The sequence below is a fragment of the Gemmata palustris genome, assembly GCF_017939745.1.
Lineage (GTDB): Bacteria > Planctomycetota > Planctomycetia > Gemmatales > Gemmataceae > Gemmata > Gemmata palustris.
This window is the reverse complement of sequence record NZ_JAGKQQ010000001.1, coordinates 4,776,940-4,793,527: the sequence shown is the minus strand read 5'-3', so window position 1 is coordinate 4,793,527 and position 16,588 is coordinate 4,776,940. Positions and strand designations below refer to the sequence as shown.

Annotated in this window: 6 protein-coding genes; 3 read left to right on the top strand and 3 right to left on the bottom strand. The window is 67.3% G+C overall.

Annotated elements, in window-relative coordinates; all coding sequences use genetic code 11:
• Nucleotides 1-3: 3 nt before the first annotated feature.
• Complete coding sequence (locus J8F10_RS19675; protein WP_210656554.1) at nt 4-1,551, top strand: multiheme c-type cytochrome; 1,548 nt, start codon at nt 4-6, stop codon at nt 1,549-1,551.
• On the top strand, nt 1,551-3,326 hold the full coding sequence (locus tag J8F10_RS19670) for a multiheme c-type cytochrome (protein WP_210656552.1): 1,776 nt from the start codon (nt 1,551-1,553) through the stop codon (nt 3,324-3,326). Before J8F10_RS19675 ends, J8F10_RS19670 begins: the two co-directional genes overlap by 1 nt.
• A gap of 70 nt (nt 3,327-3,396) precedes the next feature.
• On the opposite strand, the gene J8F10_RS19665 is transcribed toward J8F10_RS19670, so the two are convergent.
• From J8F10_RS19665 to sppA, 3 genes are all read right to left on the bottom strand, one after another.
• Entirely contained in the window at nt 3,397-5,997 is a 2,601-nt protein-coding gene (locus J8F10_RS19665) for a beta strand repeat-containing protein (protein ID WP_246524358.1), read from the bottom strand.
• Nucleotides 5,998-6,354: 357 nt separating this feature from the next.
• On the bottom strand, nt 6,355-7,509 hold the full coding sequence (locus J8F10_RS19660; RefSeq protein ID WP_210656548.1) for an aromatic ring-hydroxylating oxygenase subunit alpha: 1,155 nt from the start codon (nt 7,507-7,509) through the stop codon (nt 6,355-6,357).
• 136 nt (nt 7,510-7,645) lie between these two features.
• Nucleotides 7,646-8,680 (bottom strand): signal peptide peptidase SppA, encoded by a 1,035-nt coding sequence (sppA, locus tag J8F10_RS19655; protein WP_210656545.1) that lies wholly within the window; start codon nt 8,678-8,680, stop codon nt 7,646-7,648.
• Between the two features lie 336 nt (nt 8,681-9,016).
• Between sppA and J8F10_RS19650 the strand changes: the two genes are divergently transcribed.
• Nucleotides 9,017-16,585, top strand: coding sequence for a type I polyketide synthase (locus J8F10_RS19650; RefSeq protein ID WP_210656543.1), 7,569 nt, complete (start codon nt 9,017-9,019; stop codon nt 16,583-16,585).
• Nucleotides 16,586-16,588 lie beyond the last annotated feature (3 nt).

Genomic DNA, 16,588 nt, shown 5'->3' with positions numbered 1-16,588 from the left:
CGCATGGATGCGACGGACACGAACCGCGGATTTATCGTGCGTGCCGTTCCCATCATTGCGGTGGCACTCGCCGCTGTCGTCGCGGGCGTGTTCAACACGGCGCAGTCGCACCAGCCCCCGACCGCGGCGACCGCGATCGTGACACCAGCCACCAAACCTTACGGTGTCGATAAAGCCGATTTTAAGGAGACGTTCGCGTACCGTGCGAGCACGTCGTGTTCGGCCGCCGCGTGTCACGGGGGCGGCGCGGTCGGTAAGGTCGGCAGCGAGCACTCGACTTGGGCACGCGAGGCCGTTTCCGCCGAGACCAGCGATCCACACGCGAAGGCCTACAGCGTCCTCTTCAACCCGGTCTCCGTGAAGATGGGCAAGGCGCTCGGTATCAGCGCGCCGCACAAAGACGCGCGGTGCCTCGCGTGCCACGCGGTCGACAGCGCGAAGGACTCTTCGACGCGCGACCAGATTTTGTCCGAGGGGGTCGGGTGCGGCGCCTGCCACGGACCCGCGGACAAGTGGATCTCGGAGCACACGCTCCCGTCGTGGAAGGCACGCAGCAACCAGGAGAAGTGGACCGCGTTCGGGTTCGTGCCGACGAAGAACCTCGTAGCCCGCGCGCTCAACTGCGCGAGCTGCCACGTCGGGGACGGCGAGCGCGACATGAACCACGACTTCATCGCGGCCGGGCACCCGCGGCTCGCGTTCGAGCCGGCCCGGTTCCACTTTCAGCCGGATTATCGCAAGCACTGGACCGAAAAGGGCGACGGGCTCAGCTTTGAAGTCCGCACGTGGGTGATCGGGCAGGCCGCGACGCTCCGGGCGTCGGTGAACTTGCTCCACGAGCGCGCGAAGAAGGCCGACGCTCCGAACGAGAAGGCCCCGTGGCCGGAGTTCAGTGGCTATAGTTGTTACGCCTGCCACCAAACGGTCGGCGACACCGAAACGCGCGGGAGCCTGAGCGCGACTCGGCGCACTCCAGGACTGCCGGGGTGGGAGGTTTGGTCGAACGCGACGGTCGATGTGGCGGCGAAGTCTTGCGAACTCGCGTTCCCCGGGATAAGCTCGCCCGAACTGCGCGACATCAAACTGCCCGCGGTCGATGAGCTTCGCAAATTAATGGGGGCGAAACGGGCGCCCGCGCCGGCCGAGGTCGCGAAGCGGGCCAAGGCCGCCGTGGACGAACTCGACGGGTGGCTCGCGAACCTGCAAGCCGCCGAGGACCGCGGGTCGGGCACCGTTGCACGCGACGTGCCCGAGAAAATCGCGCACCGGCTCGCGGCCAATGCTCTATCTTCGGACGGGAAGACGCTCGCGGACCACGACTGGGACGCGCTGGCCGCGAACTACCTGGGGACGGCGGCCATGTACCACGCGACCGGCGGGAAGACCGGGACCGGGGCGCGGTGGCACGACCCGCTGCTCGCGATCGACAAGAACCTGCGGTTCCCGCCGATCGCGAACGGCCCGGTGAAGTTCGACCGGTTCAAACTGGACCCGATCCGAGACAGCTTCGAGTCACTGCGCACCAAGACGAGCACACCGGAGGGGAAGTGATGACGACGGGATACGCGGGTCGGACCGCTCGAGCGGTCGGGCTAGCGGGGGCGTTCGCCGGCCTCGTTTTTGGGCTCGTCGTCTCTTCCGCGCCGTCGGGCACCGCGGCCGCCGCGCACGCGCAGCCGAAGGAGAAGGAGTACGTCAAGCCCCCGGCCGGGCAGAAGACGGAACTCGTCGGCGCCTCCGTGTGTCAAAAGTGCCACCAGGAAAACGCCCCGCAGAACGTCAAAGAGTACAAGGAAACCCAGGGGTTCAAGTTCATCCGCCTTTGGGAAAATAAGGTGTGGGACATCCACGACCTGCACCGCACCGCGTACCTCAACTTGCTGACCAAGAAGACGGCGACCGAGCCCGGCGACAAGCCCAACGCGACCGCGCAGCGGATGGAGGACAAGCTCCGCAAGTACAAAACGAACCCGAAGTACGCGGACCCGAACTACACGGTCGCGTCCGATCCGTCATGTCTCGCTTGTCACGCGAGCACTAACGAGCCGCCGACCAAGGAGTCGCACAAGAACTGGAAGGCAGACTCCTTCCTGACGAGCGACGGTGTGGGGTGCGAGATGTGTCACGGGCACGGCTCGCTTTACCGCGACAAGCACCAGGAGAACAAGCTGGACAAGGCGAACGCCCCGGACGGCGCGATCCGCACCGTCGCCTGGCGCGAGTGGTCCCCGGCAGCGAAGAAAGAGTGGGGCTTGGTGAACCTCCGGTCGCACGTGGAGGCGACCAACCGCTGCGCGTCGTGCCACATCGGGAACACGGACGAGGGGCGCTTCGTCACCCACGACATGTACGCGGCCGGGCACCCGCCGCTCCCGCCGCTCGACCTCCTCGCCTACACCCGCGAGCAGCCGCGCCACTGGGGGCTGCCGTCCGAAATGCCCTACCTGACCGCGCTGGCCGAAAAGAACCCCGAGAAGGCGTTCGCCACGTTCCACGTCCGCGCCGGCGAGTCGCACGTCGCCCGGCGGTTCGCCGAGTCCTCGCTCGCCACCCTCGGCGCGACAGCGAACCTCGGCGCGCAACTCGCCGCCGACGCGAAAGCGAAAGACGACGGCCTCGATTACGCCGCGTTCGACTGCTACAGTTGCCACCACAACCTGAAGTACCCGAGCGATCGGCAAGACCGCGGGTACGTCGGGCGCCCCGGGCGCCCGCTGTACCGCCCGGCCGCGTTCGCACTCGCCCGACTCGTCCTCGACCACGCCGCCGGGATGAAGGGCGCGGACCTCAAGACCGCGGTCGCCGAACTCGACGCGGCCGAACTCGCGCTGGCCGATGCGTTCACGGCCAAGACCTACGGGGACCCGGACAAAGTGAAGGTGGCGACCACGAACATCGCCAAGTGGAGCGAGGGGGTGCGGACGAAGCTCGATGCCGTTCGGTACACGCCCGAGGAGACCAAGCGGTTGTTCGAGTTGGTCCGCGCCGCGGCGACCGACGAGAAGAAGCCGGTCGGTGACCCGGAAGTGGCACAACTCTACACTTGGGCCATCGAAACTCTGTTCATCGAATTGCAGCCGAAGGAGAAGACGGACAAGAAGGAAGAGCCGAAGGCACTGACCGAGATGCGGACCAAACTCGACGGGACGATCGTGACTCGGCTCCGCCCGAACGCGGCCTTCTACTACGAGCAGGGGATCACCGGCGGCGTCCCGGGGCCGTCCGTTGAGTCGGTCGATAACCGGCTCAAGGTGCGCATGGAAACCTTCAATTCGTTCCGCCGCGAACCATTCCGTAAGGCACTGGGAGAAATCAAGCTCCCGTAAGACGGCGCGAAAGTGCGAGGGGTGCCCGCAGACTTGGTGCGGGCACCCCTCGCGGCGTTACACCTCAGTCTCAGCTCACTACGACCGATTGCAGTGAGCCGATGGTTCCCACGTTCCCGGCGCCGTCGGTCGCTTTCGCGTTTACGGTGTAGGTGCCCGGGGGCAACCCGGCGAGTTCCCAGGTGTCGAGCGCGGTGCCTGTGTTCGTCGCGGGCAGGAACACCTCCGTCATACTGTTGAACGCGGTGCCGTCCCAGTACATCGTCGAGCCCGTATCGAATACGCTCACTTCAACACTCGTCACGCCCGTGGTGACGTCGCTCGTGGTGCCCGTGATGGTCCCGGTTACGGCGGCGGAGGCGTCGACGGAGACTAACGGGGTCGTGGCGTCGTACACGAAGTTGAACGACCCGACCGCGTTGGCGTTCCCCGCCGCATCGACCGCGGTGCTCACGGCCGCGGTGACCGTCACCTGTCCGTCGGCTGTCGGGGTAACGGTGACGGCGTAGTGCCGCGCGTCGACTGCTGCGAACGTGAACGTGCCGTTGGTCACCGTGACGTCCGCCGCGTCGAACCCGGTCACGTCTTCGCCGAAGTCGATGGTGACTACGACCGTGGAGGCGTTCGTCGGATCGGGCTGGTTCGAGGTGAACGTGGCCGCGGGTGCGGTACGGTCGGAAGTAATGGTGAATGGTGTGGAGACGTTCCCGTTCCCGCTCAGGTCGGTGACGGCACCAGAGGCGAGGGTGAACGTAACGGGGCCGTCCGCGGTCGGGACGATCTCGAAGGTGTAGGTCCGCGCGTTGGTGGACTGGAGGTTGGACGCGGTCCCGTTGGTGGTCGCACCCGTCAGGTCGCTCGCGGTGAAGTCGGTCACGTCTTCGTCGAACGTGACGGTGACGTGGATCGTGGCGGCCCCCGTCGGGTCTGTCTCGGTCGCGGTGATCGTCGCCACTGGTGGGGTCGTGTCCGCCGCCACGGTCACCGGTTGGGGCGTGGCGATCGTGGCCACGTTGCCGGCGTTGTCGGTCGCTTTCGCGTTCACAGTGTAGGTGCCGGCGGGCGCGAGGGAGTAGCTCCAGGTCGCGTAGCCGTCCGTTGTCGAGGTTTGGAGGAACACTTCCGTGGCACTATCGAACGCGGTGCCGGAGTAGTACATCCCGGTACCGTTCACGTCCAGAATGCTGATCTCCACTTTCTGCACGCCCGAGGCGCCCGTCGTGTCGCTGCTCGTTCCGGTGATCGAACCGGTGCCGGTCGCGTCCACCGACACCGCGGGCGGAGTCGTGTCGTACACGAAGCTGAGCTGGTTCGCCGCGCTCGGGTTGCTCGCCGCGTCGAGTGCGGCGCCGGCCGCGACCGCGACCGTCACGGTACCCTCCGCGGTCGGGGTCACGTCGATCGTGAAGACCCGGCCCGCGGTCACAGTTTGGAAGTTCGACTTCGTCCCGTTCGTGACGGTGACGTCGTCCGTGGTGAAGTCGGTCACGTCCTCGCTGAAGGTGATCGTCACCGTCACGAGGTTCTGGTTCGTGGGTACGGTCGGGCTGGTGCTGAAGGCGAGTGTCGGCGCCCCCGCGTCCACCGTCAGCCCGGTCGCGTTCGACGCGGTGCCGACGTTGCCGGCCGCGTCGGTGGCGGTCGCGGAGACCGCGTAAGTGCCGTCGGCGAGCGTGTCGGTTACGGTTACGCTCCAGGTAGTCCCGGACACGTCCGCGGTGTAGGTGGTGCCGTTAACGGTCACTTGCACGGTCGCCGTCGAATCATCCACGGTGCCGGTGACGGTCGGGCTCGCGCTGCTGGTCGTCACGGAATTGATCGCGAGCGCCGGCGCCACGCTGTCGAACGTGAGGACGACCGTGTTCGACGCGAGGTTCCCGTTGCCGGCCGCGTCGGTCGCGCCGTTCGCGTTGATGGTCGCCGTGACGGTGCCCTGGCCCGTGGGCGTGACTTCGAGCAGATACACCCGCGCGTCCTGTGCGGTGAACGCCGTGACGGTGCCGTTGGCCACGGTCACGTCCGACGTGTCGAACCCGGTCACGTCCTCGTCGAAGGTAACCGTCATCGCGATCGGGCTGGTGTTGGTTTGGGCCGGCGCCGTGGTGGTGATGGTGGGCGTCGGGGCTGTTGTGTCCGTTGTGTCGGCGGTCGGTCGGGCGCCGCTGGTGACGCCGATCGTCGCCGGGCGCGCGATGGTGGAGCCGCGGTTCTCGAAGTAATCGTTGCCCGCCGGGTTGAAGACCCCGAAATCCAGGACGCCGATGCTCGAGGCGATCACGTTGTCGTCGCCGGCCCCGGTGTCGAGGTACACGTACCGGCGGAACACGGACCCGTTGAGGATCACGTTGTCGTCGCCGGCCCCGGTCGCCAGGGTGGTTTCGGAGCGGTGCCCGGCGTCCGAAATGCCCAGGATGTCGTTCCCGTCGCCCGTGTCGATGTTGAGCGCGCCCTTGTTGCGCGTGCCCGTGACGAGCAGTTGGTCATCGCCCCCGTACATCCGGATGTAGAGGTCGCGCTCGATCCCGCTCACCGAGATCGGACCGGCCTGCCCGTTAATGGTCGTCGTCGCGTCGAGCGCGCGAATCGTTACGCTGTTGCTCCCGGTGCCCGCGATCCAGATCTGGTTGCCCAGATCATCGCCCGCGACGTAGAGCGTGCCGTCGAACAACATGATTTGCACATTGCCGGCTGGAACCGTGCGGTCTTCTAACCACTCCACACCGGGTACGAACCGTCGAGTCCCCAACTGCCCATCGCGCTCGCCCGAATTCATGTTGACTTGTCCTGATGAGAAACGGCTTCGGGCGACCCGGGGCGGGATCGCTTCCCGGAAGCTAAACGGAGGCGCGGTCCAGACGTGGACCGCGCCGGCAGCGATTTAACTGTTCTGTTAGCACGGAGTATCGTGCAGAAATGATGAGAAATGATCCGCGACCAGCAATTGCGTTGATCGCGGAGTTTTGTGCAACGAAACGGAATGAGAATGGTCAGTTTCTGTCCGGCGGGGACAATTTCTGAACGCGCCGCGCTACCCGGCGCAGACGCCGTTCGCGTGCGCTTCCACGGGTGCCGAGAGCTGGGGCAGCTCGCGCGGGCCGCGGGTGTGGTCGAGCACGAACTTCTGGAAGTGGTACACGCGCTCCTCGCGCGTGCCGATCACCCCGGCGTGCGGGCTGACTTCCATCCCGCGCTGGACCCCGGCGTAGATCGACCCGTCTTCCCCGAACACTTTCTTGGCGATCACGGTCGAGATCGATCGGAGCGTGTGGTACAGCACCCATGCCATCGGGTTCCGCCGGTGCCCGCGGAGCGTGAAGAAGATGCACCGGTAGCGGCACGACGTCGGGCCGGTCGGGAACACGCACTGCATCATGCGGAACGAGTCGAGGGAGCTGCCGGTCGCGTGCGGGTGCAGCACGCGGTGCCAGTATTCGTTGGAAACGGGCGCACCGAGTCGGCGCACGATCCAGTCCTGGGCGCGGGTCGCGAACTCGCGCGGCGGGACCGTCTTGAACGACGTGAACCGCTCGGTCAGCTCGTGCCACGCATTCTCTTCTGGTGGGAAGTCTTTGAACGTGTAGGGGTGAACTTCCGGGATGTGGTACGACTCCAGCGAGTTCTCGAGCACCACCTTCCAGTTGCACGGAAAATCCTTCTCCCACGTCCCCGCGTGCCGGTACGCGCCGCCGTACTCCTGCCACACGTCCCACAGCGGGCCGATCCACTCGCGGAGCGCCGGTCCCTTCTCGCTGAAGTTGACGAACACGAGGTCGCCGCACGTTTCCACGCGGAACCGGCGCAGGCACGAGTTGTCGCGGTCCCAGGGGCGGAACGCCTTCGCGTCCGGGATCTTTCCCGTGCCGCCCTCTTTGTTGAACTCCCACCCGTGGTACTGGCAGCGGAGCTTCTCCGCGTTGCCGCGCGCCTTGTCCGTCAAGCGACTGTGGCGGTGCGGGCACACGTTCAGGAACGCGCGCAACTCGCCATCGAAGTTGTGGACCAGGATCGGCGTATCGAGCAGATCGAACGTGAGGAAGTCGCCCGGTTTCGCGAGGTCGCTTTTTACCGCGAGCGGGTGCCAGGCGGGGTGGAAGAGGTGACGCAGCTCGGCCCGGTACTGTTCTTCGGACGTATAGTGGTGCGGCCGTAGCAGGTGCTGGAGGTGGTGCTGGTTCGTGAACATCTTTGTGACGCGGAGCGCGGAATTCGGAACAAAGACACCCGTAATCGGTACGACTGGGATACTGCCTAAAACCCGCAGTCTTTGTGTCTTTCTATTTATTGTTCCGAATTCTGCGCTCCGCGCCAGGCATTTCTGCTTACTTACCGCCGAGTTTCTCGATCGAGAGTTCCGGCTGCCACAGGCTCAGGAACGTGGGCATTTTCGCGCGATCGAGGCCCGGCAGACTCGGGAACAGCCCCGAGCCCTGGAGCGGCACGTTCGCGGTGACCGCGTAGATGGAGCGGGCCGGGTCGTTGGTGCGGCGGTACATCACCACGCCGGGCCGGACGTTCGTACCGGGGCACCCGATCCCGGTCGCGAGCTGGAGCGCTTCGTCCAGGTCGCCGATGTGATCGACCAGCCCGCGGGCCTTGGCCTGCGAGCCGGTGAAGATGCGCCCGTCGAACACGACCGCGTCCGTTGCCGCCGGGCGCGCCCGCTTCATATCGGCGATGAGCTGGTTGTGGAACTCGGTCGCCATCGCCTGGAGGATCGCCTTTTCGCCCTCGGTCAGTGCGCGGGCGGAGGTTCCGATGTCGGAAAACTCGCCCGACTTGATCGCTTGCGGGATTACGTTGAACTGCGCCATCAGGTCGCGCAGGTTGAACAAATTGAGGATCACCCCGAGCCCGCCAGTGACAGTAGCAGGCCCGGCGACGATCTGATCGGCACCGGACGCCAAGTAATACGCGCCGCCCGTTGCGGTATCCATCAAGCACGCGACCACCGGGAGGCGCGTGCGTTCTTTGAACCGTTCGAGGTCGTGCCGCATCGAAATACAGGCCGCTACGCCCCCGCCGGGGCTGTTGATGCGGAGCACGACCGCCTTCACACACGAATCGCACGCGGTCGCTTCGAGCTTCTCGCGAAACAGCGCGACCGGGTTTTCGCCACACGATAAGGGACCGACGAACGGGGTGTTCAGGATGAGGCCGTCGACATCGATGATCGCGATCCGGCTCGCCCCGGCCTGGACGACGACCGGCTTGAGCGGGCCGGCGCTGGGGCTGACCGGTGGGGTGTCCAGTCGCGTTTCGACCTGTCCGGCGACTCGCGTTTTGACAACAAAGCGGTCGCTCCCACAGCCCGCGAGGAGCGGAATTGTCAAAATTGCAAGAAAGATGCTACGCATGTCCCGTCCCCGTCTTTCGGCCCGTGAATCGCCCCGATCGCCCGTGTTATCGGTACAACCGCCCTTGCCGAATCACCCTAATTCCGGCACAACAGATGCACTTGTTACAACCAGCCCCAAGCGAGTGTTTTGCGGAGACCGCCTTGAGCTTCTGCTTTGAACTAAGTCCTAATGTGCCATAGGTCTCCACACTGCCCAGTTTGCCAAACCGACGTTGACTTACGATACTGACGGTTAAGGCGCGGCCGAATTTCGGCCCTTGCGCCATTGGTGCCGGAGCGTGACCCGGCGAATCGACATCCCCGGACAGGGAGGTCCAGCCCTTCGAGGCGAGTGATGGAACCGCGCGACCTCATCGTTTTGACCCCTTCGGGAGCCGCCGACCCGTCACTCGCCATTGCAGCCTGCCGTGCAGGCGCGCGTGGCGTGTTGGACTTGGAGTTCGGCTCCCGCCCTTTTGCGTCCCAAGCACTCACCAAACTCGCCAGGTTCGCCACCGGGTTCGGTGTTCAACTCCGCGCCGATGCCGCGGACCTATTCGACCTCCTCGGTCAATTCAAACCCGCTCTCGTTATCCTCGCCGGGGCGGATCACCCCGCGCTCGCGACCCGCATTCGGGATTTGAAAGCGGCGGGCGTTGAAGTCTTGCGCGAGGCCACGAGCGTCGCCGAGGCCGCGCACGCGGTCGAACTCGGGGTCGCGGGTGTCGTCCTGAAGGGCCACGAGGCCGGCGGGCGCGTGGGCGCGGACACGTCGTTCGTGCTTCTCCAGCGGTGGCGCCAGTTCGCGGACAAGAACCGCGTGACGGTTCCGTTCTGGGTGCGCGGGGGGATCGGCGCGAATACGGCGGCCGCGTGTGCCGCGGGCGGCGCGCGCGGCGGCGTCCTCGATTCGCAAGTGCTCCTCACGCGCGAAACGCCGCTCCGCGAAGCCGCGCGGAAGCGCATCACCGGGCTGGACGGGAGCGAGACGCTCGTTCTCGGTGCGAAGCTCGGCGAGGGGTACCGCATTTACGCGCGGCCCGATTGCGCCGGCGCACAGGAACTCGCGAAGGAAGACGAGCGCCTCCAGCACGCGACCCTCTCCGCGGACGAGAAACTGGCCGCGTGGCGCGAGGCGGTTCGCACGCGTGTCGCGGCGGACCCGGCCGCGGGCGTGTGGCTCTGCGGGCAGGACGTGGTGAACGCGGCGCCGCTCGCGGCGAAGGGGCTCACCGTCGCGGGCGTGGTGCAGGCGATTTGTGCGCGCGTGACGCACCAACTGGAAACGGCGAAGCGCCTGAAGCACCTCGCGCCGGACGCGCCGCTCGCGAAATCGCACGGCACAAAGTACCCGATTCTGCAAGGCCCGATGACCCGTGTCAGCGACACCGCCGCGTTCGCGGACAGCGTGGCCGCGGGCGGGGCGCTGCCGTTCCTGGCGCTCGCGCTGCTGCGCAAAGCAGAGACGGAAAAGTTGCTCGCCGAAACGAAGGCGAAGCTCGGCGCGAAGCCGTGGGGCGTCGGCATCCTCGGGTTCGTGCCCAACGAGATCCGCAGCGAACAACTCGAAGCGATCCGCAAGCACAAGCCCCCGTTCGCGATCATCGCCGGGGGCCGGCCGGACCAGGCGCGCGAGCTGGAAGTGCAGGGCATCCCGACGTACCTGCACGTTCCGTCGCCGGGCCTGCTGAAGATGTTCCTCAAGGACGGTTCCCGGAGGTTCATCTTCGAGGGCCAGGAGTGCGGCGGTCACATCGGCCCGCGCGCGAGTTTCGCGCTGTGGGAAGCGATGGTCGAAGTCCTGATCGAGAGCATCGGCAACAAGCCCGCGGACGACCTGCACGTCGTGTTCGCTGGCGGCATTCACGACGCGCTCTCTGCGAGCATGGTTGCCGCGCTGAGTGCTTCACTCGCCGAGAAGGGCGTGAAGGTCGGCGTGCTGCTCGGGACCGCGTACCTGTTCACGAAGGAAGCGGTGCGCGGTGGGGCGATCACGGAGCGCTTCCAGAAGGAATCGCTCGCGTGCGCTGATACCGTGTTGCTCGAAACCGGCCCCGGTCACGCGATCCGCTGCATCCCCACGCCCTACGCGGACGTGTTCGATGCCGAGAAGCGGAAGCTGAAGGCCGAAGGCAAGACGCCGCTGGAAGTCGGCATCGCGCTCGAGCGCATGAACCTCGGGCGCCTCCGCGTCGCGAGCAAGGGCGTGGACCGCGCGCCGTCCGTGAACGGCAACGGGAGCGGCCTCGCCGATGTAAGCGCGGACGAGCAGTTCGCACGCGGCATGTACATGATCGGGCAGATCGCCGCGCTCCGCGATAAGGTCACGACCGTCGCCGAGTTGCACGCGAACGTGACCGACAGCATCATCCTGCCCGAATCGGCCGCCCGCACCCAGGACTTGGAGCCGGACGCGCCGCCGCCGTGCGACGTCGCGATCATCGGGCTGTCGTGCTTCTACCCCCAATCTGGCTCGCTGTGGCAGTACTGGGAAAACATCCTCGCGAAGACGAACGCGGTCATCGAGATCCCGCCGTCGCACTGGGACTGGCGCCCGTACTACGACCCTGATCCCCGCGCCAAAGACAAAATGGTGTCGAAGTGGGGCGGGTTCATGTCGGACATCACGTTCGACCCGCTCAAGTACGGTATCACGCCCAAGAGCATCCCGAACATCGAGCCGCTGCAACTGCTCCTACTCGAAGGGGTGAATCAAGCGCTCGGTGACGCGGGCTACCTGGACCGGCCGTTCGCCCGCGAACGCACCTGCGCCATCCTGGGCGTGGGCGGTGGCGGGATGCCGCTGTCCGTTTCGTATGGCTTCCGCGCCTGTATGCCGCTGCTCGATTCGATTCCCGGTGTGCCGGTGAAGTCGGGCGAGATCGTCGCGCTGGGCGAGGGCATGTTGCCCGAATGGACGGAAGACTCGTTCCCCGGCATCCTGCTGAACGTCGCGGCCGGGCGGGTCGCGAATCGGTTCAACCTCGGCGGCCCGAACATGGCGATCGACGCCGCGTGCGGGTCGTCGCTCGCCGCGCTCTACGCGGGCGTTCGCGAACTGAACGACGGAACGAGCGACGTCGCCATCGTGATGGGCGGCGACGCGGTGCAGACGCCCTACGCCTACGTCGCGTTCTCGAAGACGCACGCGCTCAGCCCGAAGGGGCGGTGCCGGCCGTTCGACGCGGACGCCGACGGTATCGCACTCGCGGAGGGTGTGGGCGTCGCGGTGCTGAAGCGCCTCGCCGATGCCGAGCGCGACGGCGACCGGATTTACGCCGTCATCAAGGGCGTGGGGGCTTCGAGCGACGGCCGCGATAAGGGGCTCACCGCCCCGCGTGCGGAAGGCCAACTCCGGGCGCTGCACCGGGCGTATGCTCAGGCGCGAGTGAACCCGTCGAACGTCGCGCTCGTGGAGGCGCACGGCACCGGGACCGTGGTCGGTGACCAGACCGAAGCCCGCGCGATCGGCCAGTTGATGCGCGAAGCGGGCGGCGATCCGCAATCGTGCGCCATCGGCTCGGTGAAGTCGATGATCGGGCACAGCAAGTGCGCCGCGGGGCTCGCGGGGCTCATCAAGACCGCGTTCGCGCTGCACCACAAGGTGCTCCCGCCGACGCTGGTAGAGAAGCCCAACCCGAAGGCCAATCTGGACGGCGGACCGCTGTACCTGAACACCGAAGCGAAGCCGTGGGTCCACGGGGCCGAGTACCCGCGGACCGCCGGCGTGAGCGCGTTCGGCTTCGGGGGCACGAACTTCCACACGGTGCTCGAAGAGTACACCGGTGACTACCTGAACCGCCCGAACACCGGGATTCGTCAGTGGCCGACGGAACTCTTCGTGTGGCGCCGGGCGGACAAGGCGGCGATCACCACGAGCCTGAAGAACGTGCGCGACGCGATCGTCGCGGGCGCGCGGCCCACGCTGGCCGATCTCGCCGCGAGCGTGTGGCAGAGCAGTAAGGGCGTTGCGACCGGGAGCGCCACGCTCGCGGTGGTCGCGTCCTCGCTCGATGACCTCAAGGAGAAGATCGACGCGGCCCTCGAGGCGCTGCCCAAAGCGACCGAGACGCACGCGGACCCGCGCGGGATCTACTTCGCCGCCAAGTCCGCGTCCGCGGGCAAGGTCGCGTTCCTGTTCCCGGGGCAGGGGTCGCAGTACCCGGACATGCTCGCGCAGGTCGCGATGGCGTTCTCCGAAGTGCGCGACGTTCTCGACCGGGCGGAAGCCGCACTCGAGGCCGATCTCGACAAGCCGCTGAGCCGGTTCATCTACCCGCCCTCGTCGTTCACGCCGGAACACGAGGCCACGAACCGCAACGAACTGCGCCGGACGGAAATCGCGCAGTCGAGTATCGGTGCGACGAGCATCGGCATGTTCCGGTTGCTCGCGGCGCTCGGCATCGAAGCCGATTTCTTCGCGGGGCACAGTTACGGCGAGTACGCGGCGCTCACCGCGGCCGGGGCGCTCTCCGAAGACGACCTGATGCACCTGTCGTTCAAGCGCGGCTTGGCGATTCGCGAAGCCGCGGTCACGGCCCCTGGGGGGATGATCGCCGCGGACAACACCGCCGAAGCGATCGCGCCGGTGCTGAAGGGCATCGCGGATGTGTGGATCGCGAACCACAACTCGCCGACCCAAACCGTGATCGCGGGCACCGAAGACGGTGTGAAGGTCGCTGCGGAGAAGCTCCAGGCGGCGGGGATTCGCTCGCAGCGGATCGCGGTCGCGTGCGGGTTCCACTCGCCGCTGATTGCGGGCGCGAAACCGGCGCTGGCCGATGCACTGGCGCGGGCTAAGTTTGCGGCCCCGAGCAAGCCGGTGTTCTCGAACACGAGTGCCGCGCCGCACCCGGCCGACGGCGGGGTGATCGCGAAGCAACTCGCGGAACACCTCGTTTCGCCGGTGCGTTTCGCGGACGAGATTCGCGCGATGCACGAGGCCGGTGCGCGGGTGTTCGTGGAAGTCGGACCGCAAGCGGTTCTGACCGGACTGACGGGCCAGATTCTTGCGGGCCGACCGCACCTCGCGCTCGCGAGCGATGCGAAGTCGCGCCCGGGCCTCGTGCAACTCGCCCACTTGCTCGGCCAGTTGCTCACGGCCGGGGTCGCTGCCAACCTCGACCGACTGTTCGTGGGTCGGGGCGTGCAAGCGTTCGACCTCGCGAAGCTCAACGCCGAAACGGGTAAGCCGAAGCTCGCCCCGACAACGTGGCTCGTGAACGGCGTTCGCAGTAAGCCGCTGAACGGACCCGAGCCGCGGTTGCTGGGCCAGGCGCTTCCGGCCAACGCTGCGGCCCGGAGCGAACCCGTGCGACCCGACGCAAACGGCAAGGCCAAGTCGAAGCCGCCGAGCCCCGAAAGCTCGACCAGGCCGGCGGCCCCGCCCGCGCCGACCCCCGCTCCCAAACTGCCCGCGCCCAGCGCTGCCGCTCTTCCGCCCGCTGTCACCACGCCCTCACGAGCGATGATGCACAACACCGAAACTCAACCCGCTCTCCCGGTCCCCTCCACGAACGGGCACGCGCACCATCACGCCGCGCCCGACGGCGCCGCGGCCGTGATGATGCGGTTCCAGGAAGTGATGGGGCGCTTCCTCGATACGCAGAAGTCCGTGATGCTCGGGTTCCTCGGTGCGTCCAATGGGGCCGCACCCGCGCCGCAAACGAACGGCCACGCCGCCTACCCGGTCGTGCCGCACACGAACGGACACGCTTACACGAACGGAAATGGGAACGGCCACGCCCACACGAACGGGCACGCGACCCCGATGCCGGTCCCCGCGCTGGCGACCAACCGCATCGCGACGCCCGTAGTCGCCCGGCCGCAAGCGCCGGCGCCAGCCGTCAGCAACAAGGCCGAAACAAACGGGAAGCACGCCCCGGCGCCGGTTGTCGAAGCTGCGCCCGTGGCGGCTCCGGTGAAGAAGCCCGCGGGCGGCGCGTTGGATCGCGAGGCGCTCCTCGCCCGGTTGCTCGACCTCGTGAGCGAGCGCACCGGGTACCCGAAGGAAGCGCTCAGCATCGACCTCGACCTCGAAGCCGACCTCGGGGTCGATTCGATCAAGCGCGTCGAAGTGTTGGGCGCGCTCGCGGAGAGCATTGAGGCCGGCGCGGACGGCAAGCAGCCGAACTTGGAGATGGAGAAACTCTCCGTCATCAAGACGCTCCGCGGGATCGCGGATTACGTGATGGGCGCGTTGAACGAGGCCGCGCCCGCGCTGCCGGCTCCTTCGACGAACGGCAAGCACGAAACGCCCGCGCTACCCGCGGCCGGCGGCGACGCTCCCGCGGCCCGTGCGAGCACGAACGGCGACTTCCACCCCGGTGCGCGACAGGGCGAGGTCCAGCGGCTCGTGGTGCGACTGATCGACGCGCCGCTCCCCATCCGGCCGAAATTCAGCCCGCCGACTGGCACCATCGTCATCACCGACGACGAACTTGGTACCGCACGCGAACTGGCCGACCGGCTCGCGGAACTCGACATCAAGACCGCGCTCGTTCGCGTGGGCAAGAACGAGGGCTTCACGGCCGACCTGACCGATCCCGCGGCCGTGACCGCTCTCCTCGGCCGCATCCGCGAGAAGTGCGGCCCGGTGTCCGGCCTGGTTCACCTGCTGCCGCTCGCGGAACCGCCCGCGGGCGAGACCGACGAGCAGCGGATGCGCCGCGAAGTGAAGTCGCTGTACCTGCTCGCCCGCGGGCTGGAGACCGACATCCGCGCCGCCGGGACGAACGGCTCCGCCGTTCTGCTCGCGGTCACCGCGATGGGCGGCGCGATGGGGTTCGGCGACGACCTGCCGGGCGACTTCTTCGCCGGGCACGGGGGCGTCGCGGGGTTCACCAAGTGCCTCGGGTACGAGTGGCCCGAGGTCACCGTTCGCGTCGTGGACGTGAACGCGGAAACCGCCGCCCCGCGCCTCGTCGAACAACTGCTCGGCGAACTCGGCGACCCGGACGGCCCGTTCGAGGTTGGTCGCGACGGCGAGTTCCGCAAGACGTGGCAGGTCGACCCGGGACCGCTGGAGAAGGACGTTCAGGCGATCGAGCTCGACGCGAACAGCACGGTGCTCGTCACCGGTGGCGCGCGGGGCATCACCGCGAAGGTCGCACTGGAAATCGCGTCGCGCTACAAATCGAAGCTCGTACTGGTCGGCAGTTCGCCCGCGCCGGCCGCCGAGAGCGCGGACACCGCTTCGCTCCAGACGCCGGCGGAGATCAAGGCCGCGCTCCTGAAGCAGCAACCCGGCGCGAAGCCGGCCGTGATCGAGACCGCGTACAAGCGGTTGCTCAAGGACCGCGAGATCCGCGCCAACCTCGACGCGATCCGGGCCGCGGGCGGTACGGCCGAGTACCGCTCGGTCGACGTGCGCGACGCCGCGGCGTTCGGCGGCCTCATCGACGAGTTGAGCGCGAAGGGCGGCATCGCGGGCGTGATCCACGGCGCCGGCGTGATCGAGGACAAGCTCCTGCGTGACAAGACGCCGGAATCCTTCGATCGCGTGTTCGGCACGAAGGTCGAAAGCGCGCTGACCCTGTCCCGGAAGCTCGACCCGGCGAAGCTGAAGTTCTTCGCGCTGTTCGCCTCGATCACGAGCCGCTACGGGAACCGCGGGCAGTCGGACTACGCCGCCGCGAACGAGGTGCTCAGCAAACTCGCGTGCGATCTGGACCGCAAGTGGCCGGGGCGCGTGGTGTCGGTCGCGTGGGGGCCGTGGGCCGAGGTCGGCATGGTCGCGGACCTGGAGAAGCACCTCGTGTCCCGCGGACTGAAGCTCATCGAGCCGTCCGTCGGCGCCGGGTTCGCGGTGGACGAAGTGATCTTCGGCACGAAGGGCGAGCCGGAAGTCGTTGTGGCGGGTGGTACCGAGTCGGCTCCGAAACAGCGTGCCACCGCACAGCCCGTGGGCGCCGGCGCGGAGTAGCCA

Bases quoted from the DNA above. Each gene is read 5' to 3' on its own strand.
- J8F10_RS19675 (WP_210656554.1), top strand. From the start codon at position 4: ATGGATGCGACGGACACGAACCGCGGATTTATCGTGCGTGCCGTTCCC.
- J8F10_RS19665 (WP_246524358.1), bottom strand. From the start codon at position 5,997: ATGTTGTTCGACGGCACGCTCTACGTCGCGGGCGATGATCTGGGCAAC.
- sppA (WP_210656545.1), bottom strand. From the start codon at position 8,680: ATGCGTAGCATCTTTCTTGCAATTTTGACAATTCCGCTCCTCGCGGGC.
- J8F10_RS19660 (WP_210656548.1), bottom strand. From the start codon at position 7,509: ATGTTCACGAACCAGCACCACCTCCAGCACCTGCTACGGCCGCACCAC.
- J8F10_RS19650 (WP_210656543.1), top strand. From the start codon at position 9,017: ATGGAACCGCGCGACCTCATCGTTTTGACCCCTTCGGGAGCCGCCGAC.
- J8F10_RS19670 (WP_210656552.1), top strand. From the start codon at position 1,551: ATGACGACGGGATACGCGGGTCGGACCGCTCGAGCGGTCGGGCTAGCG.